This is a genomic window from Pseudomonas sp. 10S4 (genome assembly GCF_034344865.1).
Classification (GTDB): Bacteria; Pseudomonadota; Gammaproteobacteria; order Pseudomonadales; family Pseudomonadaceae; genus Aquipseudomonas.
Genome location: NZ_CP133774.1, coordinates 4,610,214 through 4,630,082 on the forward strand (window position 1 = coordinate 4,610,214; position 19,869 = coordinate 4,630,082).

General features: G+C 60.1%; 16 protein-coding genes and 1 pseudogene. 10 read left to right on the plus strand and 7 right to left on the minus strand.

Features of this window, described 5'->3' with window-relative positions; translation table 11 throughout:
- Window position 1: 1 nt before the first annotated feature.
- Window positions 2-892 (minus strand): YghX family hydrolase, encoded by an 891-nt coding sequence (gene yghX, locus RHM58_RS21690; protein WP_201257357.1) that lies wholly within the window; start codon window positions 890-892, stop codon window positions 2-4.
- 24 nt (window positions 893-916) lie between these two features.
- On the minus strand, window positions 917-1,417 hold the full coding sequence (locus RHM58_RS21695; protein WP_201257356.1) for a transporter suffix domain-containing protein: 501 nt from the start codon (window positions 1,415-1,417) through the stop codon (window positions 917-919).
- 157 nt (window positions 1,418-1,574) lie between these two features.
- Here RHM58_RS21695 and RHM58_RS21700 point away from each other — a divergent pair, with 157 nt between their 5' ends.
- The 4 genes from RHM58_RS21700 (at window position 1,575) to RHM58_RS21715 (ending at window position 5,920) form a co-directional block, all read left to right on the plus strand.
- On the plus strand, window positions 1,575-3,113 hold the full coding sequence (locus tag RHM58_RS21700) for an efflux transporter outer membrane subunit (RefSeq protein WP_201257355.1): 1,539 nt from the start codon (window positions 1,575-1,577) through the stop codon (window positions 3,111-3,113).
- Window positions 3,106-4,245: an HlyD family secretion protein gene (locus tag RHM58_RS21705; RefSeq protein WP_201257354.1), complete on the plus strand. Its 1,140-nt coding sequence runs from the start codon at window positions 3,106-3,108 to the stop codon at window positions 4,243-4,245. The genes RHM58_RS21700 and RHM58_RS21705 overlap by 8 nt, the downstream gene beginning before the upstream one ends.
- Window positions 4,235-5,251 (plus strand): DUF2955 domain-containing protein, encoded by a 1,017-nt coding sequence (locus RHM58_RS21710; protein WP_201257353.1) that lies wholly within the window; start codon window positions 4,235-4,237, stop codon window positions 5,249-5,251. Before RHM58_RS21705 ends, RHM58_RS21710 begins: the two co-directional genes overlap by 11 nt.
- A 90-nt stretch (window positions 5,252-5,341) precedes the next feature.
- Window positions 5,342-5,920, plus strand: coding sequence for a DUF4337 domain-containing protein (locus tag RHM58_RS21715; RefSeq protein ID WP_201257352.1), 579 nt, complete (start codon window positions 5,342-5,344; stop codon window positions 5,918-5,920).
- A 37-nt stretch (window positions 5,921-5,957) separates the two neighbouring features.
- Here RHM58_RS21715 and RHM58_RS21720 read toward each other — a convergent pair.
- Window positions 5,958-7,722 (minus strand): annotated as a pseudogene (locus RHM58_RS21720) (L-lactate permease).
- A gap of 241 nt (window positions 7,723-7,963) precedes the next feature.
- On the opposite strand from RHM58_RS21720, the gene RHM58_RS21725 reads away from it, so the two are divergent.
- Window positions 7,964-8,875, plus strand: a complete 912-nt coding sequence (locus RHM58_RS21725; RefSeq protein WP_201257350.1) for a cation diffusion facilitator family transporter — start codon at window positions 7,964-7,966, stop codon at window positions 8,873-8,875.
- On the opposite strand, the gene RHM58_RS21730 is transcribed toward RHM58_RS21725, so the two are convergent.
- Window positions 8,872-10,314, minus strand: a complete 1,443-nt coding sequence (locus tag RHM58_RS21730; RefSeq protein WP_322268150.1) for a heavy metal sensor histidine kinase — start codon at window positions 10,312-10,314, stop codon at window positions 8,872-8,874. The two genes, RHM58_RS21725 and RHM58_RS21730, sit on opposite strands and share 4 nt — an antisense overlap.
- Window positions 10,311-10,985, minus strand: coding sequence for a heavy metal response regulator transcription factor (locus RHM58_RS21735; RefSeq protein WP_201204618.1), 675 nt, complete (start codon window positions 10,983-10,985; stop codon window positions 10,311-10,313). Before RHM58_RS21735 ends, RHM58_RS21730 begins: the two co-directional genes overlap by 4 nt.
- Before the next feature lie 504 nt (window positions 10,986-11,489).
- On the opposite strand from RHM58_RS21735, the gene RHM58_RS21740 reads away from it, so the two are divergent.
- From RHM58_RS21740 to RHM58_RS21760, 5 genes are all read left to right on the plus strand, one after another.
- Window positions 11,490-12,698 (plus strand): TolC family protein, encoded by a 1,209-nt coding sequence (locus RHM58_RS21740; RefSeq protein WP_322270879.1) that lies wholly within the window; start codon window positions 11,490-11,492, stop codon window positions 12,696-12,698.
- 49 nt (window positions 12,699-12,747) lie between these two features.
- On the plus strand, window positions 12,748-13,959 hold the full coding sequence (locus RHM58_RS21745; protein ID WP_322268151.1) for an efflux RND transporter periplasmic adaptor subunit: 1,212 nt from the start codon (window positions 12,748-12,750) through the stop codon (window positions 13,957-13,959).
- Window positions 13,960-13,998: 39 nt separating this feature from the next.
- A complete protein-coding gene (locus tag RHM58_RS21750; RefSeq protein ID WP_322268153.1) occupies window positions 13,999-17,154 on the plus strand; it encodes a CusA/CzcA family heavy metal efflux RND transporter in 3,156 nt (1,051 codons plus the stop codon).
- Between the two features lie 111 nt (window positions 17,155-17,265).
- Window positions 17,266-17,466 carry a co-regulatory protein PtrA N-terminal domain-containing protein gene (locus RHM58_RS21755; RefSeq protein WP_201257345.1) on the plus strand — a complete coding sequence of 67 codons (201 nt, stop codon included), beginning with the start codon at window positions 17,266-17,268 and terminating at the stop codon, window positions 17,464-17,466.
- Window positions 17,467-17,614: 148 nt separating this feature from the next.
- A complete protein-coding gene (locus RHM58_RS21760) occupies window positions 17,615-17,947 on the plus strand; it encodes a DUF2790 domain-containing protein (RefSeq protein ID WP_322268154.1) in 333 nt (110 codons plus the stop codon).
- Between the two features lie 159 nt (window positions 17,948-18,106).
- Here RHM58_RS21760 and RHM58_RS21765 read toward each other — a convergent pair whose 3' ends face one another.
- On the minus strand, window positions 18,107-19,432 hold the full coding sequence (locus RHM58_RS21765; protein WP_322268155.1) for an OprD family porin: 1,326 nt from the start codon (window positions 19,430-19,432) through the stop codon (window positions 18,107-18,109).
- Between the two features lie 171 nt (window positions 19,433-19,603).
- The gene (locus RHM58_RS21770) at window positions 19,604-19,864 is read right to left on the minus strand and encodes a hypothetical protein (RefSeq protein ID WP_201257343.1); all 261 of its coding nucleotides are present in this window, start codon (window positions 19,862-19,864) and stop codon (window positions 19,604-19,606) included.
- Window positions 19,865-19,869: the final 5 nt, after the last annotated feature.

Consider the following 19,869-nt stretch of genomic DNA (forward strand, 5'->3'; position numbering starts at 1 on the left):
TTCAGGACGCCAGATATCGCCCAAACCAATCCAGCGTCCGGCTCCAGGCGAGCTTGGCAGCGGCTTCATCGTATCGAGGCGTGGAGTCGTTGTGAAAACCATGATTCACGCCTGGATAAATGTAGCCTTCATAGGTTTTGCCCGCCGCTTTCAATGCCTGCTCGAAGGCCGGCCAGCCTTCAGTGATGCGGGTATCCAGTTCGCCGTAATGCAGCATGAGCGGCGCCTGGATTCGCGGCACATCCTTGGCTTCGGGTTGTCGGCCATAGAAAGACACTGCCGCCGCCAGTTCCGGGTAGGCCACCGCCGCCGCATTGACGACGCCACCGCCATAGCAGAAACCGGTGATGCCGACTTTCCCGGTACCGGCGGCGTGATTCATCAGCCACTCGATGGCCGCGAAAAAGTCATTCATGAGTTTTTCCGGGTCGACAGTCAGTTGCAGCTCACGACCCTTGTCATCATTGCCGGGATAGCCGCCGACCGACGTCAGGCCATCGGGGGCGAGGGCGATGAAACCGGCCTTGGCCACGCGCCGGGCAACGTCTTCGATGTAAGGGTTTAGCCCACGGTTTTCATGCACGACCACCACCGCCGGCACCTTGCCGGCGGCTTTCGCCGGGCGCACCAGATAGCCGCGAACCTGGCCGTGGCCCTTGGGTGACGGGTAGGTGATGTACTCGGCGAGGATGTCCGGGTCGGTGAATTCCACTTGCTCGGCCAGGGCGTAATTCGGGCTAAGGGCGGCGAGCAGCGCGGACGCGGTCAACCCGCCGAGGGCGAACAACGCCGCGCGGTCGAGAAACTCCCGCCGGTTGATCTGGCCATGTACGTAGTAGTCGTAGAGTTCCAGCAACTCAGGGGCGAAGTCTTTCGCCGTCAGACGGTTCATTGGCTTGCTTCCTGTCGATTCTGCCTAGGCATTGCTCACTTTGGCGGTTCGAATGAACAACGCGCGCACCTTGTCCCAGAAGTTGCCGCCCAGCACGAAAAAGCTGCCGATCAGCATCAGGTCGCCCAAGACTTGAACCTGCCAGAGGTTTGGCCGCAGCCCCGGCCAAATGCTGTCGACGTAGGGTTCAAGAAAGGCCGAGATCAGCGGCACGCAGAACATGACGAGCCCGATGCTATGCCGCACCGGGCCGACTTCGAGTTCGGCGCTGGGCGCCAGTGAGGTCACGTAACCAAACACGCTGCGCTTCAATTGCTGGAAGCCGGCCTTGCCCATGACGGCAATCACCAGAATCAGCAGGACCTTATTGCTGATAAACAAGACTCCCGTCAGCGCGGCGACCTTTGAACCCGGGACACCGACCGCTGCCGCGAGCGGCACCATCAACCACGACCCCAGCATCAAACACAAAATGACGATGCCCAGTTTGAAGCGCCAGCCGGCTGAGTGAGGTTGGGTAGTCATGAGGGCCGTACCTTTTCTGGATGGACTGCAGCGGTTAGTGGCACTTGAAAAGCGTAGCAGCTGATACGCCGCTACGGACGAGTTCGCGTTTTGATTGGGGCGGCTATGCTCCAAGTCATCTATCTGGTCGGGCCCCGTCATGTATCCACGTGCAGCCATGTTGATCCGGTCAGGATCGCTCCTGTTGCTGGGCGCGCTCGGCCTCAGCGGCTGCATGCGTGTGGGGCCGGACTTTCAGTCCCCCGGCGAAGACTGGGTCAAACACTGGAGTACGCCGGCGCTGGAGCAATCCAGCGAACGGGGTACGAACCCGGATATCCGTCAGTGGTGGCAAGTCTTCAATGACCCGGTGCTCGACCAACTGATTGCTGACGCCGATGCGCACAACTCCAGTCTGAAGATTGCCGGCCTGCGGATAATGGAAGCCCGGGCGCAATTGGGCATCGCCCAGGCCGGACGTTACCCGCAACTGCAACAGGCCAGTGTCGACGGCCTCTACGTTGCACGCCGTCAGTACAGCGGCAGCAATCCGCAGAACAGCCAAATCTGGCAATTCAGTGAAGGTTTCGACGTAGCGTGGGAACTGGACTTCTGGGGCCGCTTCAGTCGGGCCATCGAGTCCTCGGATGCCAGCTACTTCGCTGCCCAGGCCAACTACGAAGACGCGCTCGTGCTGCTGCGCGCCCAAGTGGCGGACACCTACTTTTCACTGCGCACCACCGAGGCGCGATTGCGCGTCGCCCGCGACAACACCCGGCAGCAAGAGCGCAGCCTGGACATCACCCGCAAACTGTTCAACAGCGGCCAGACGGCTGAGCTCGATCTGCAGCAGGCCAAGACCCAGTACCTCGGCACCCTGGCGAGCATTCCCAATCTCGAAGATCAGCTGCATCGAACCCGCAATGCCTTGTCGGTGCTGACCGGGCAAGCGCCGGGTGAGTTGCCGCAAGTGACGGACAATGAAGGGCTGATCCCGCTGGTGGACCGCGCCGTGCTGCAGGATGTGCCGGCCAACCTGCTGCTGCGCCGGCCCGATGTGCGCGCGGCCGAGCTGAACGTTGCTGCCCAGTCGGCGCTGATCGGCGTGGCCGAAAGTGATTTTTATCCGTCGCTGAGCTTGGTTGGCAGCATCGTCTGGTCGGCCAGTTCGGTGGGCGGCACGTCCAACAACCTGGACTTTATCGGAGGCCCCAGCCTGCGCTGGAACCTGTTTGATCACGGCAAGATCAGCAACAACGTGCGGGTGCAAGACGCGCGTTTGCAGCAGTTGATCGAGTCTTACCGCGACACTGTGCGCCAGGCCGCCCGCGAGGCTGACGATGCCGCCAGCGGCCTGAGCAAATCCCTGGAGCGCGAACGCATCCTGCGCCAAGGCGAGGTGGCGGCCAAACGTTCGCTGGTGCTGGCTAGCGCGCAGTATCGCGAAGGCTTTTCAGACTTTCAGCGGGTGCTGGATGCCCAGCAGGCATTGCTCCAGCAACAGGACAACTACCTGATCAGCCGCAGCGATGCCGTGAGCAACCTGATTGCCCTGTACAAAGCGCTCGGCGGTGGCTGGTACGCCGCCCAGCCAACCATCGACAGCGCCACGCGCAAGCAAATGGAAAAACGCACGGACTGGGACGACCTGCTGGACGACCCCACCGCTGCGCAGCCCGCCTATCCACTGCCCGACAAGGTGAATAACCATGAGTGAAGCCGCACCGCCCCCTGTCGAAGCGTCGGCGCCGAAAGCCACGGCACCGGCCGCCGACCCGGCGAAAAAAGGCATCAAGTGGGTGCTGCTGTTGATCATCCTCAGCCTTGTCTGGTACTTGCTCGCCGACCGCTTCACGCCTTACACGCAGCAGGCGCGGGTCGGGGCGTTTGTCATTCCGGTGGCGGCGGAAGTGGCGGGGCGGGTGATCCGCGTCAACGTGCGCAACAACCAGGACGTCAAGGCCGGGGACATTCTCTTCGAGGTCGATCCGCAGCCGTATCAGATCGCCGTTGATCGCGCTCGCGCGGACCTCGAATCGACCCGTCGCCAGATCGGCGCCGGCACCGCTGGCATCGCCTCGGCACAAGCGTCGTTGCGATCGGCCCAGGCCAACGAGCTCAAGGCGCGACAGGATAATCAGCGGCTGGAAGGCTTGTATCGCGAAGACCGGGGCACGGTGTCTGTGCGTCTGCTGGAAGTGTCGCGGGCCAATCTCGAACAGGCCGCCAGCCAAGTAGAGGCGGCCCGTGCCGAAATTCAACGGGCGAAGGAGCAGGAGGGCGGCAACGAGGCGGAGAACGCACAACTGCGCAGCGCTGCGACGGCGTTGTCGAAAGCCGAGCTGGACTTGGCCAATACTCGCATCTACGCGCGTTCGGCGGGTTTGATCACAGACCTGCGCACCGACGCCGGACAGTTCGCCGCCGGCGGCAGCCCGGTGATGACCCTGATCGCCATCCACGATGTGTGGATCAGCGCCGACATGACCGAAAACAACCTGGGCCTGATCCAGCCCGAAACCCCGGTGGCCATTGTGCTGGATGCGCTGCCGGGCGAAGTCTTCGAGGGACGTGTGCGCAGTGTCGGTTATGGCGTCAGTGTTGGCCAACCGACAGCGCCCGGCACCTTGCCGAGTATTCAGAACAGCCGTGACTGGTTGCGCCCGGCCCAGCGCTTCCCGGTGGTGATCGAGTTCGGCGAAGACGCCTTGAACAGCCTGCGCGACAGTCGCGCCATCCGCGCTGGCGGTCAGGCTGAAGTCATGGCGTTCCCGAGCCAAGGCAACCCTTTGAACCCGCTCGGCCGGATATTTTTGAGTCTGATGAGCTGGTTGTCGTATGCCTACTGAGCGCACCGCCCGGGATCAGCGCGCCCTGCGCCTGGCCACGGGTACGGCGCTGTGCCTGGCCGCCAGTTTCGGTCTGGCATTGCCGATTCCCTTTCTCGCGCCCGTTTTGGCGCTGCTGTTCCTTGCCACCCTTAATCAGCCGCTGCCGCTCAAGGCCGGGGTGGCACTGGCGTTGGTGGCGATGCTGACCACCGGCATCGGGCTGTTGTTGATTCCGCTGCTGCGCTATTACCCGGTCAGTGGGCTGTTGCTGATTGGCCTCGGTCTATTTGTGGTTTTTCGTTTTGGCCTGCGCGGCGGCAACAACCTGATCGTGACGTTTCTGGTGATTGGCTTGACCATGATTTCGGCGGCCGGGTTCGCCAGTTTCGACCTGGCACTGATGGTCATCGGAGCGCTGGTCAAGGGTTTGCTGCTTGCCGTGATCGTCGTGACATTGAGTCATGGGCTGTTTCCCGAGCCGGCCAATACACCGCCAGCACCCGCCGCGCTGACACTGCCGGCGGAAGACGTCGACCGGGTCGCTTTGCGCGCCACGTTGATCGTGTTGCCGGCATTCCTGCTGGCGCTGATCGATCCGGCCCGCTACCTGCCGATCATCCTGAAAGCGGTCAGCCTCGGTCAGCAGAGTTCTACCACGACCGTGCGCAACGCCGGTCGCGAGTTGCTCGGCTCGACGCTGCTCGGTGGCGCATTGGCGATCCTGTTCTGGTGCGCCCTGAGCCTGTTTGTGCACCTGTGGATGTTCTTTCTGTGGATGCTGCTGTTCGGCCTGGTACTGGCGCGCAAACTCTATGCCCTGAGCCCGACCCGCTTCAGCCCGGGATTCTGGCTCAACAGCCTGATCACCCTGATTATTCTGCTGGGCCAGTCGGTGCAGGACAGCGCCGCCGGCAAGGACGTCTACACCGCGGCCGCCGTGCGCATGGGGCTGTTTATCCTGGTGACGTTGTATGCCTGCCTGATGGTTTACCTGCTGGAGCCACGCCGAGTGAACATTGCCTGAACGTAAGCTGAACGGTAATCCAATGACAAGCACTTCGCAGGAGGGCGCGCCTTACACTTCGACACCTGTCCAACCCCCGAAGTCAAAGCCATGTCTGAAGCGTTCGAAGTCCCAAGCCCACACGAAGAACATGTCGAACACGTCACCCACCACGCCCATGGCAAGGGTGATAATTTCGCCAGCAAGATCGCTGTCATGACGGCCATCATGGCGACCGTGGGCGCGTTGCTCAGCTATCAGGCGGGCTCCACGGAAAGCGAAGCGGCGATGGACAAGAACAACGCCGCCATCGAGAAAACCGAAGCGTCCAACCAGTGGAATTACTACCAGGCCAAGTCCAGCCGACAGAACCTGTCCGAACTGGCGACCCACATCCCCGGCCTCGATGCCGCGCACTACGTCGCCGAAGCGGAACGCTACAAGAAAGAAAAAGAAGTGGTGCGCAAGAAAGCCGAAGCGCTGGAGGAGGAGGTTCGCGTGTGGGATGCGAAGTCCGAGGAGGCGTTGCACCAGCATCACCGCTGGGCCCAGGCGATGACAGCGATTCAGATCGCCATTTCCCTGGCCGCGATCACCTTGCTGACCCGCAAGGAGTGGCTGAAAAAACTCGCCTACACCGCAGGCGGCGCCAGTGTCGTGTTGGGCACACTGGCCTGGCTGCATATATAAACCACGCCCCGAGGGCACGGCCTGGCGCCGTGCCTATTCAATGCCCGCCCACCACCATATGAGTGAACGGCGCCACATACGCCTGCAACGTCACCAACCCGCCGACCAGAATCGCCAGCACGATCGAGTGGAAAAACACGTAGCGCAGAATCTCCCCTTCATGGCCGTACCAGCGTGTTGCGGTAGAGGCGACCACGATTGACTGCGCATCGACCATTTTGCCCATGACCCCGCCGGAGCTATTAGCGGCGGCCATCAGGATCGGGCTGATCCCCAGTTGTTCGGAAGTCACCCGTTGCAAGCCGCCGAACAGCACGTTGGAAGCCGTGTCCGAGCCGGTCAGCGCCACGCGCGAGCCAGCCGAGCAGGGTCGCCGAACATCGGGTAGAAAATCCCGGTGGCGGCGAACGCCAGGCCCATGGTTGCGTCGAGTCCCGAGTAGCGCGTGAGGTAACCCAAGGCGAGCATCGCCGCGATGGTAATCAGCGAAAAGCGCACCACCCACAGCGTTCGCAGGTACTGGCGCGCCAGTTGCGGGATCGAATAGCCCATCAGCAACCCGCCGATAATCGCCGACAACAAGATCCCGCTGCCGGTGGCGGTGAACCAGGTGAACTTGTAGATCGCTTCTTCGGTTTTCGGTTGTGGCACTACCGGCGGCACCTTCTGGACTTGCTGGTGCAGGGTGGTGAAAGTCAGGGCTGGCGAGAAGATCGGGTTCGCCTCGATCAGCGGTTTGCCCTGCGGGTCGAGCATCGCTGAGTGGGTTTGTGGGTCGGTGACGGCGCGGGTATCGAAGAGGTTTTTAAAGCCCTGCGTGCCCCAGGCGAACACGAAAACCGTCAGAATGATCCACGGCATCCAGGCGCGCATGACCGCCGGTTTGGCGTCGCTGGCGAAGGTTGCGCTGGCCACGGGTTTCTCATCGTCAGCCGCATCGATTTTCGAGTTATCGATACGCCCCGACAGGGCTGCCGAGGTGTAAACGGTGGCGGGTTTCCAGACCTTGAGGAACAAGGTCAGGCAGGCCATGGAAATCAACGCGGCAATCACGTCCACCAGCATCGGTCCGTGGTAGTTCGACACGATGAATTGCGGCACGGCGAAACTGACCCCAGCCACCAGAATCGGCGGCCAGATTTCCAGCATCTTGCGCCAGCCGGCGAAGGCCCAGATCAACCAGAACGGCACCAGCACCGAGAAGAACGGCAACTGGCGGCCGACCATCATCGACAGCTCCATTTCATCCAGCCCGGTGACCTTGGCCAGGGTGATGATTGGCGTGCCGAGGGCGCCGAACGCCACGGGTGCGGTGTTGGCGATCAACGCCAGACCCGACGCGGCCAATGGCGAGAAGCCCAACCCGATCAGAATCGCCCCGGTCACCGCTACCGGTGTGCCGAACCCGGCCGCGCCTTCAAAGAACGCGCCAAAGCAGAAGGCAATCAGCAGCAGTTGCAGGCGTCGGTCATCGGTGATGCGCGCCAGGGAATCCTGCAGCACTTTGAACGAGCCGTTCTCGGTGGTCAGCCGGTGCAGGAAGATGATGTTCAGCACGATCCAGCCAATCGGCAGCAAGCCGTTGGCCGCGCCAAACAGCGCCGCCGAGCCCGCCATGTTCGCCGGCATGCCGAAAGCGAAAATCGCGATCAACAAAGCCGAACCCAAGGCCAGCAATGCGGCCATGTGTGCCTTGATATGAAAAAAGCCAGGGACGCCAGCATCACCACCACCGGCGTGGCCGCCATGGCCGTCGATAACACCGGATTGCCGAACGGGTCGTAGATTTGCTGCCAGACCATGTTCCACCTCTGCTTATTATTGTTGGAGGCGCAAATCCGTTGCGGGGTAGGTTGTCTGGAGTATAGGTGGCAATTCGCCGCTGTCCTTGCCGGGCTTGGCTTGAGGTTTATGGTGGTCTGTTGGGCCACTTCGCGGGCTTGCTCGCGAAAGCGGTCTTCAAGTCACCACAGTTTCTCGCTTGACCCTGAACCCGCTACAGGGTGTCCACTCTCCCCAAACAGAACACCCATGGAGCGACCGATGAGCGCAGGACACAGTCACGGACAAGCACGGGCCGGGCACGAGAAAAAGCTGTGGTTCGCCTTGGCGTTGACCACCAGTTTCATGGTCGTAGAAGTCATCGGTGCTTACGTCACCGGCAGTCTGGCGTTACTGTCCGATGCGGCGCACATGCTGACCGACGCCACCGCGTTGGCGATCTCGCTGGTCGCCATCCAGATTGCCAAACGCGCGGCGGACAAGAAGCGCACCTTCGGTTATGCCCGGTTTGAAATCCTCGCCGCCGCGTTCAACGCCATTCTGCTGTTTCTGGTTGCTATCTACATTCTGTACGAGGCCTATCAGCGCTTCCGGACCCCGACAGAAATCCAGTCCACCGGCATGTTGATCGTCGCCGTGATCGGGTTGTTGGTGAACCTGATCTCGATGCGCCTGTTGATGTCCGCCAGTGACGAAAGCCTCAACGTCAAAGGCGCGTACCTGGAAGTCTGGAGCGATATGCTCGGCTCCATCGGTGTCATCGGCGCGGCACTGATCATTCGCTACACCGGCTGGTCCTGGGTCGATTCGTTCGTCGCTGCCGCTATCGGTTTATGGGTGCTGCCCAGAACCTGGGTATTGCTCAAGGAAAGCACCAATATCCTGCTGCAAGGGGTTCCCGAAGGCATCGATATCAATGAAGTAGAGGCGCGTATCCGGGCGGTTGACGGCGTCGAGGACCTTCATGATCTGCACATTTGGGCGGTGACCAGTGGCAAGAACGTCCTGAGTGCGCACTTGGTGGTCCAGGGTTCTTCCGAGGCCGGGCAAGCCGTATTGGCTGAAGTGACACGCCTGATGAGCGAGGCCTTTCACATCAGCCACACGACCCTGCAACTGGAGCACTCGCAGTTCCATGCCGGGCTCGAAAAAGACCTCGGCATGGAGCACTAGCCGGCGGTGGATTCCTGCCGTTTGGATGGCCAAGGGGTTTGCCCGTCGAGGTTGGGAAACACCAGCCTGAACACCGTGACGCTGCCCGGCAGGCTTTGCACCTCGGCGCTGCCCTGATGCAGGCTCATGATCGAACGCACAATCGCCAGACCAAGCCCGGTCCCGCCTTCAGCGCGGGACCGGCTGGTGTCGACCCGATAGAAGCGGTCGAACAAATGCGTCAGATGCTGCGGTTCAATCCCGGCGCCAGGGTTGCCCACCAACAGTGAAACCTCGCCGGCATGGTTTTCGATGATCACCGAAATGGCCTGGCCGGGCGGGCAATGGCGTATGGCGTTGGACATCAGGTTGGAAATCGCCCGCTGGATCATCAACCGGTCGCCAAGGGTCGAGCCGCTGCCGGTAACGCTCAGGCTGATCCGTTTCTCTTCCGCCGACAGTGAAAACAGATCGACGACTTTCAACGCTTCATCCTCCAGCGCAATGGTCTCGAACGGGACCAGCGCGGCGGGGTGACTGACCTGCGCCAGAAACAGCATGTCTGAGACAATCCGCGTCACGCGGCCCAACTCTTCGGTGCAGGACTCCAGCACCGCTTTGTACTCCTCGGCCGGTCGCTCCCGGGACAGGGTCACCTGAGCCTTGCCCATCAGGTTGGTGATCGGCGAACGCAGTTCGTGGGCCAGGTCATCGGAGAACTGCGACAACTGCTGAACATCGCCGTCGAGGCGGTGCAGCATGAAGTTGATGCCGTGGGCCAGCTCACTGAGTTCCTGGGGCATCTTGACCACCGACAGTCGATGGCTGAGGTCCTGCGCCGAGATCATCGCCGCGACCTTGCGGAACTCGCGCAACGGCGCAAGGCCTCGCTGGACCACGGCCCAGGCGCTGATGCCGATGAGGATCAGCAGCAACGGCAAGGCAATGATCGTCGAGCGCAGGTACGCACTGAGCAGCGTGTCGTCGTTGGCGCAATCAATCGATAGCAACACGGCGACGCTCGTGCCGTTGGGTAGTCGAATGAGCCTGGACGCAGTCAGGAAGTGCCGACCTTCAGCATCAGTACTTCGGGAATACGAAACCTGGTCGATGGCCGATGCCGCGGCCTTCAACTCGACCCTTGGGTCGGTTAACCCCGTGCCGAATTTCAATAGCGGCGAGCGCAGATTCTTCAGGTCATAGAGGGTCAGGTTCAGGTTGTCATGGCCCATTACCTGATCAAGCAACGCGTGGGGTTCGGCGTTGATGTCGCCGGGTTTTTCATAGCTCGAAAGGCTGTGCTCGATCTGCTGCATTTTGCTGTCGAGGCTGCTTTTGGAGAGTGTGTCCAGCTCATGGGACAGTGCGATAAACGCGAGCACCGCTAGCAACACCACCAGCAACGCCCCCAGAATACTCACGGTCAAACCCAGTCGCATCGACAGGCTCGCCGGCTTCATTCCCGGGCCTCCAGCACATAGCCAACGCCGCGCAGGGTATGGATCAACTTGTTGTCGAACGGGTCATCGATCTTCGCTCGCAGGCGCCGGATCGACACCTCGACCACGTTGGTGTCGCAGTCGAAATTCATGTCCCAGACCAGCGAAATAATCTGTGTACGAGAGAGCACCTCGCCTGACTGGCGCATCAGCAGGTGCAGCAACGCGAACTCCTTGGTCGTCAGGTCGATGCGCTGCTCGCCACGAAAGGCCCGGTGGCGGCCCTGATCGAGTTCGAGGTCGGCAACTTTGAGCACTGGCGGCACGGGAATGTGCTCGCTGCGACGCATCAAGGTTCGGACTCGGGCCAGCAGTTCGGGAAACTCGAACGGCTTGACCAGATAGTCATCGGCGCCCAGATCGAGGCCTCGAATTTTATCCGCCAGACGCCCGCGTGCGGTCAGCATCATCACCCGGGTGTTGCTGCTTTGGCGCAGTTGCTCAAGCACACTCCAGCCATCAAGTTGCGGAAGATTGGCATCAAGTATTACCAGGTCGTAGGCCTGTTGGCGGGCCAGATGAAGTCCATCTGCACCATTCGCGGCCCGGTCAACTACATAGCCACTTTCCGTCAGGCCCTGATGCAAGTACTCGGCAGTTTTAAGCTCGTCCTCAACTACAAGGATTCGCATGATAGTTCACCTTTTTAAATAACAAAAAATAGTGGGATTACTCAGAAAAGTTAGTTGTTGTTTTAGGGTTCTCTGACCGAATGTAAAGTGCGTTTGAAACGCTTCAATGATCGCCACCGTAAAGCCTGAAGCTGCTACAGGGTCAAGCCAAAGCCTTGTTCTTGAGCGGTTAATTCAAGGTTTGCGACAACATGTCGCATGAGTCTGGACGGCTTACATGGTTGTGAGACTTCGGCAAGTGCTGTGCGGCGGATAATTGGCCAGCATTTGTTTCTTCATATTGCTTGTGGGGTTATTAGGTTTTTACCCCTCCATATTAGTGCAAGAAGTACCGCCAGAACGTTGGATAACGTATTTGTAATTTTGCAGTCACCTTGTTGATAGTTGTGCAACTCTACATTGATGCCATTGAATTATTAGTGCTTTAAAGGAAGTCTGAAATTGCGCTGGCATCGAACGTTAATAATTCCCCTGAACATAAGCAGAATTCTCGGTTTAAGTTGCCTGCTCTCATGGGCCGGTTCCAGCGTTGCGGCAACTTCGGCCTCATCAGCGCTGACCATGGATCAAGCCCTGCAAACGGCGTTTGCCAACAACCCTGACCTGGCAGCGGCCCAGTGGGAAATCGGCATCGCCCAGGGCGATCGGCAGCAAGCGGGATTGATCCCCAACCCCGAAGTGTCCTGGGAGGCGGAAGACACCCGCCGCAATTCGCGAACCACGACGGTGATGCTCAATCAACCTATCGAACTCGGTGGCAAGCGCGGGGCCCGGATCGACGTCGCCAGTCGCGCCCAGGATGCGGCGGGCATCGAGTTGGAGCGCAAGCGCAACGTGTTACGGGCCGACGTCATTCAGGCGTTCTACGGAGCCTCGACAGCGCAGCAACGGTTGTTGCTGTCACGCCAGTCGCTGGAACTTGCGGAACGCGGTGTGCGGGTGGCGCAAGGGCGGATCAACAGCGGCAAGTCATCGCCGGTTGAAGGGACGCGCGCCGAGGTGCAGCTCTCGGAGGTCAGCCTGGAACTCAGAAGGGCCGAGCGCGACGAGGCCAGTGCCTGGCAGCAACTGGCGCAGGTCATGGGGGCGCCGCTGCCGACCTTCGTCAGCGTGAGCGATTCTGACCGCTTGATGCCCGCCGTGCCGCCCGCTTCGCGGCTGCTGGCACGCATCGAAGACACCGCAGAACTGCGACTGGCCAAGCTGCAGATCGATCAGCGCGAAGCGTCCCTGGGCCTGGAAAAAGCCCAGCGGATTCCAGACCTCACGGTGAGTGTCGGCAGCCAATACAGCGAGCTGGAGCGCGAGCGGGTCAACGTCGTCGGGCTGTCGATGCCGATCCCGCTGTTCAACCGCAATCAGGGCAACATCCTCGCCGCCGCACGCCGCGCCGATCAGGCCCGCGACCTGCGCAACGCCAGTGAGCTGCGCTTGCGCACGGAAATCCAGACCACCCTGGATCAATGGCTGACCGCCAACACGGAAATCCAGTCGTTCGACCAATCGATCCTGCCGGCGGCGCAAAGCGCCGTCGACACCGCGACCCGTGGTTTTGAGATGGGCAAGTTCAACTTCCTCGACGTGCTCGATGCCCAGCGCACCTTGATCAGCGCCCGCGCCCAATACATCCAGGCGATTGCCGAGGCCACTGACGCCTGGGTGCGCATCGAGCGGATTTTCGGCGATGTCGAGACGCTCGCGCGCAGCCGTTGATTTCATTTTTTATCGCTGCCCGGTCAACGGCGCGGCGCAGGGAGTCTCCATGGAAAAAAAACACCTATTTGTCACCGCACTGACCCTCGCGGTGGGCATTGGCATTGGCTCATCCTGGATGGGCGGCGCAGCGTCACCGACGGCCGCCGTCCAGGCGCAGGACGAACAGGGCCACGACGATCACGCCGGCGAAGATGAAACGAAAGCCTCCCACGCCGAAGGCGAAACCGAAGAAGGTCACCTGACGCTGAGTGCCGAGCAGATCGCCTCGGCCGGTATCCAGTTGGCCGAAGCCGAGGCGCGGGACATCAGTCTCTCGTTGCCGTTTCCCGGCGAAATCCGTTTCGACGAAGACCGCACCGCCCACGTGGTGCCGCGTGCGCCGGGTGTGGTCGAGTCGGTGCACGTCAACCTCGGTCAGTCGGTGAAGAAAGGCCAGTTGCTGGCGGTCATCGCCAGCCAGCAGATCTCCGATCAACGCAGCGAACAAGCCGCCGCACAACGGCGTCTGGAGTTGGCGCGTACCACCTACGCCCGTGAACGGCAGCTATGGCAGGACAAAATCTCTGCCGAGCAGGATTTCCTCCAGGCTCGTCAGGCCCTGCAAGAAGCAGAAATCGCCCTCGGCAATGCCCGCCAGAAAATCAGCGTGCTCAGCGGCAGTTCGGTGGCCAGCGGCGGTAATCGCTATGAACTGCGGGCGCCGTTCGACGGTGTGGTGGTGGAAAAACACTTGGGGTTGGGGGAGGTCGTCAGCGAAACCACCAATGCTTTCACACTCTCGGATTTGTCGCGGGTGTGGGTGACCTTCGGTGTCTCGCCGAAGGACTTGAACAAGGTGCTGGTGGGCAAATCGGTGACGGTCAGCGCCCCGGAGCTGAACGCCGAAGTCAGCGGAACCGTGGCCTACGTCGGCAGCTTGCTGGGCGAGCAGACCCGCACTGCCACGGTCCGCGTCACCTTGGCCAACCCGCAAGGCGCCTGGCGTCCAGGGTTGTTCGTCACCGCGCGGGTGGACACCGAAACCCGCCAGACGAAGGTCGCCGTGCCGGAAGCCGCGCTGCAAACGGTGGAGGACAAACCCACCGTGTTCGTTCGAACCGATGACGGCTTCAAGGCGCAGCCGGTGGTGATCGGCAGCCGCGCGGCAGGCCTGGTCGAGATCACCGAAGGCCTGGCGCCTGGCGTGCAAGTCGCGACCGCCGGCAGCTTCATTCTCAAATCGGAACTGGGTAAGGCCTCGGCCGAGCACGCTCACTAAAGACGCCCACCGATCCGCCATTGCCACGAGAAGGTCCTCATGTTTGAACGCCTGATTCAATTCTCCATCGAGCAGCGCATCATCGTGTTGCTCGCGGTGCTGCTCATGGCCGGCCTCGGCATCGCCAGCTATCAAAAGCTGCCGATCGACGCGGTGCCCGACATCACCAACGTGCAGGTGCAAATCAATACCGGCGCGGCGGGTTTCTCGCCACTGGAAACCGAGCAGCGCATCACCTTTCCCATCGAAACCGCCATGGCCGGTTTGCCGGCGCTGGAGCAGACCCGTTCGCTGTCGCGTTCGGGGTTGTCGCAAGTCACGGTGATCTTCAAGGAAGGCACCGACCTGTTCTTCGCCCGGCAATTGGTCAATGAGCGATTGCAGGTCGCCAAGGAACAATTGCCCGACGGAGTGGAGGCGGTGATGGGGCCGATTTCGACCGGGTTGGGGGAGATTTTTCTGTGGACAGTCGAGGCCGAGGAGGGCGCGCTCAAAGAGGACGGCAGCCCGTATACGCCGACCGATTTGCGGGTGATCCAGGACTGGATCATTAAGCCGCAACTGCGCAACGTGCCGGGCGTGGCGGAAATCAACACCATTGGCGGCTTTGCCAAGGAGTACCAGATTGCGCCCGATCCAAAACGCCTGGCGGCCTACAAGTTGACCCTGACCGACCTGGTGACGGCGCTGGAGCGCAACAACGCCAACGTCGGCGCCGGTTACATCGAGCGCAGCGGCGAGCAGCTGTTGATTCGCGCCCCAGGCCAAGTGGCGACCACCGAGGACATCGCCAACATCGTCATGGCCAATGTCGACGGCACGCCGATCCGGATCAAGAACGTCGCGACCGTGGACATCGGCCGCGAATTGCGCACCGGGGCCGCGACCGAAAACGGCCGTGAAGTGGTGCTCGGCACGGTGTTCATGTTGATCGGCGAGAACAGCCGCACGGTGTCCCAGGCCGTTGCTGCCAAGCTTGAACAAATCAACCGCTCGTTGCCCAAAGGCGTCGTCGCGATCACCGTCTACGACCGCACGCATCTGGTGGACAAGGCAATTGCCACGGTCAAGAAGAACCTGGTGGAAGGGGCGATCCTGGTGATCGCGATTCTGTTCCTGTTCCTGGGCAACATTCGTGCGGCGCTGATCACCGCCATGGTCATTCCGCTGGCCATGCTCTTCACCTTCACCGGGATGTTCACCAACAAAGTCAGCGCCAACCTGATGAGCCTCGGCGCGCTGGACTTCGGCATTATCGTCGACGGCGCGGTGGTGATTGTCGAAAACGCCATCCGGCGGCTGGCCCATGCGCAGCAGCATCACGGGCGCATCCTGACGCGCTCCGAACGCTTTCATGAAGTGTTCGCGGCGGCCAAGGAAGCGCGCCGGCCACTGATTTTCGGCCAGTTGATCATCATGGTCGTGTACCTGCCGATTTTTGCCCTGACCGGCGTCGAAGGGAAAATGTTCCACCCGATGGCGTTTACGGTGGTGATCGCCTTGCTCGGGGCGATGTTGTTGTCGGTGACTTTTGTTCCGGCGGCGATTGCGCTGTTCGTGACTGGCAAGGTCAAGGAAGAAGAGAACGTCATCATGCGTGGCGCCCGTCGGGTCTACGCCCCGGCGTTGGAGTGGGTTATGGGCCATCGCTCGATCGCATTCGGCGCGGCATTGGCCGTGATCGCGATATCGGGAGTGGTGGCCAGTCGAATGGGCAGCGAGTTTGTACCGAGTCTCAGCGAAGGCGATTTTGCCCTGCAAGCCTTGCGCGTGCCGGGCACCAGCCTGACGCAATCGGTAGAAATGCAGCAGCGCCTGGAAAAACTGGTACTGGAAAAAGTGCCCGAAGTGCAGCGCATGTTCGCGCGCACCGGGACCGCGGAAATTGCTTCCGACCCGATGCCACCGAATATCTCCGACAGCTACGTGATGCTCAAACCCAAGGACCAATGGCCTGATCCGAACAAGTCCCGAGAGGCGCTGATTGCCGATATCCAGAACGCCACGGCGCTGATGCCGGGCAGCAACTACGAGTTGTCCCAGCCGATTCAGTTGCGTTTCAACGAACTGATTTCCGGCGTGCGCAGTGACGTGGCGGTCAAGGTGTTCGGCGATGACATGGCGGTGCTCAACAGCACGGCGGCGAAAATTGCCGCGTCGATGCAGAAGGTCAGCGGCGCTTCCGAGGTCAAGGTTGAACAGACCACCGGGCTGCCGGTGCTGACCATCAACATCGACCGCGACAAAGCCGCGCGTTATGGCCTGAACGTTGGTGACGTGCAAGACACCATCGCGGTGGCGGTCGGTGGGCGCCAGGCGGGGACTCTGTATGAAGGTGATCGTCGATTCGACATGGTGGTGCGCCTGTCCGACGCCATGCGCAAGGACGTCGAAGGCCTGTCGACGCTATTGATTCCGGTGCCGGCGCTGCTCAATGGCAGTGCCGCTCAGATTGGCTTCATCGCGCTGTCGGAAGTGGCCAGCCTTGATCTGGTGCTCGGGCCGAATCAGGTCAGCCGCGAAAACGGCAAGCGTCTGGTGATCGTCAGTGCCAACGTGCGCGGGCGCGATATTGGTTCGTTTGTGCAGGAAGCCAGCCGCGTGATTGAACAGCAGGTGCAGATCCCGGCCGGTTACTGGACCAGTTGGGGCGGGCAGTTCGAGCAACTGCAATCGGCGGCCAAACGCTTGCAGATCGTAGTTCCGGTCGCTCTGCTGCTGGTGTTTGCCTTGTTGTTCATGATGTTCAACAACCTCAAGGATGGGCTGTTGGTGTTCACCGGGATCCCTTTCGCACTGACCGGTGGGGTCATGGCGTTGTGGCTGCGGGACATTCCATTGTCGATCTCGGCGGGGGTCGGTTTTATTGCCTTGTCCGGGGTCGCGGTGCTCAACGGTCTGGTGATGATCGCGTTCATCCGCAATCTTCGGGAAGAAGGTCGCTCGCTAAGCAGCGCGATCAATGAAGGTGCGCTGACGCGGTTGCGTCCGGTGTTGATGACGGCGCTGGTGGCCTCGCTCGGCTTTATTCCGATGGCGTTGGCCACCGGCACCGGGGCGGAGGTGCAACGGCCGCTGGCGACCGTGGTAATCGGCGGGATCCTGTCCTCGACGGCACTGACGTTGCTGATCTTGCCGGCGCTTTATCAGTGGGCACACCGTCGGGAGGAGGATGAAGTTAAATCGATGGCCTAGTTGGTTGTTATTTAAAGTAACAAACATAACGAATATGTAATGTTGGCGCCACCGTCGTGACAGGTTCCAATTGATACCCTGACAGCGTCAATTATTAATGAGGTGTCACAAATGAAACTTGCTCAAGTCTGTGCGTTTTTAGGTGCTTTGATTCTTTCTTCCGTTGCAATGGCTGAAGGCGGTGGCGACAGGACGTTTGACCGGATGATGACGTCTAATGACCAGGCAGTGCAGGCGTTTGCGGCCAAAGAATCGAAGGGTGATCCGGTGGTGTTGAATGCTGCCAAGGATGATAAAACCAAACAAATGTAATCGTGCTGCACATGAACAAGCCCGTCATCGAACTTCGATGGCGGGCTTTTTTTATGGGCGGTTTATATCGTTTTTGTAATGTGGGTGCAACGTCTTCGATAGCGGCAAGTTGATACTATTTTGGTTTTTCCTATATGAGGTATTGGGCATGAAGTTCATGAGTGTGATGAGTTGTGTTGCTGTATTGGCGATGTCTTCAAGTGTATGGGCAGAAGGGGGCGGTGACAGGGCCTTCGACAGGATGATGAGCGCCAACATGCAAGCCATGGAGCAGTATGCGGTGAGCCAGGGCAAGTCAGCGCCAGTCGTCAAAGAGTATGAATACGGGATGAAGATGGACGTGGTTAACGTCGTGAGCGTCGTGCGACCTGAAAAGCGTTGCGCTGTGGTGCCGGCGGCCATGACCTATGAAGACTCCCAAGGGCAGCTCAATACGGTCAAGTACACGGTGGCGGGGGAGTGTCGCCAGCAGCGCAGCTAGTGCATTAAACACACTTCCCACAGGTTTTGTATGTGCCTCGCGATTTCTACATCGCAGGCATAAAAAAGGCGTCCCAAAGGACGCCAAAAAATTCACCTCTTCCAAAGGAGCAAGGAGCTTCTAAAGGTGAATGTGCAGATTTAACTGAGCAGCAGGGTCTTACAGAATCGCCAGCGGGTATTCGACAATCACGCGCACTTCATCCAGGTCCGACTCGAACGCCGTTGCCCGGGTATTGGCTTGGCGCAGACGCAAGGACATGTCTTTCAACGTGCCGGTTTGCACCACGTATTTCACCTCGATATCGCGCTCCCAGCGTTTCTGGTCGGTTAGCGGGTTACCCTCGGCATCGCGGCGCATGTACACGGCGTTCGCGTTGGAATAGTCGGCGCCGGAGCCACGGCCGTAACGGGTCATGAATGACAGGCCAGGCACGCCATACGGGCTCATGTCGAGGTCGTAGCGGACCATCCAGGAACGTTCTTTGGGCGAGTTGAAGTCGCTGTACTGGATCGAGTTGTCGAGAAAGATCGAGTCCGACTGGCGCAGATAATCGAAGTCGTCGTTGCCGTTATTTCGTTGGTGGGACAGTGCCAGCGAGTGGGCGCCGTACTTCACGCCGATCCGGCCGCTCCAGATGTTGTTGTCGAACTTGCCGAGCAACTGCTTGCCCTCGTCGACGGCTTTGTAATAGTTCAAGCCACCAAATACCGAGAGTTCATCCGACAACGAGTGATTCAACGCGGTGCCTGCGTAGTATTGATTCCAAGCGTCTTTGAGGCGGCTGGAATAAAGACTGAAGCTGACATCTTTGTTCAGTGCGTAGTCACCGCCGAAGTAGCCAGCCCATGGTGAGTTGACCGGGCCGGCGTAGAACGTCGCGAAGTTCTCGCGCATGTTGCTGGAGACCGGTTGGCTCATGGCGTGAAGTCGACCGCCCTGAAGTGTCAGGCCTTCAAGGCTGGTATTGGTCGCGGTAACGCCCCGGAAACTTTCCGGCAGAAGCCTGGAATCACCAGCCGCCACCACTGGGGTGGAAGGGAACACATCACCGACTTTCAGCACGGTATCAAAGGCCCGAACTTTGGCTGCACCACCGACCTTGGTGTATTCATCTCGCGCCTCGCCGTCGCTGTTGACGGGCAATACGTCGAACGAACTACGGCCGCCGTTGCGACCATCACCGGTATCAAGCTTCAGCCCGATCATCGCAAATGCATCAACGCCGACACCGACAGTGCCTTGGGTAAAACCGGATTCGAACTTGCTGATAATCGCGTGGGCCCAGGCCTCGGAATAGCCATTGCCCGTGGGACTCGACTGACCATTGCGGTGATCACGATTGAAGTAGTAGTTACGGTTGAGCACGGTCAGGCTGCTGTCTTCAACAAATCCCCCGGCCTTTTCCTCAGCCGCTACCAGGGACGGCCCGGAACTGACAACCATCGCTAAAGCGGCCATCGAATACTTTGTAGGGTTAACCATCAATCACTCCTTGGGTTCGGCAGAACTGGAACGTTCTTCGGCTTGGTTTTATTTTTCTACGGCAAGGGATTTACCCTTGCGTAAGAGCGCCGAGTGACATCGTTGCAATCTGCAGATAACGGGGAGGTGATGGGGGAATTACAATTCTGTCAGCAGGGGAATACTCCCCTGCTAGAAGGTGAACTGGCGTGATGAACGCTGGGCCATTTCGGTATCGAGCAAATGCTCGACCAGTACATCATTCAAAAACCGGAACTGATCGTTAAGCCCAACCACTTCGTTACTGAAATGGTTGGCCGCTGCCGGCATCAGCAACGCTTCGAACTGTTTGTCGAACACCAACGCAACTTCTTTGCGCGAGACGGCCTGTTGCGAATAGTAGTTGCTGCCGAACACCGGGAAACTCACGGCCAGGGTGACGATGTGGATCATGATGG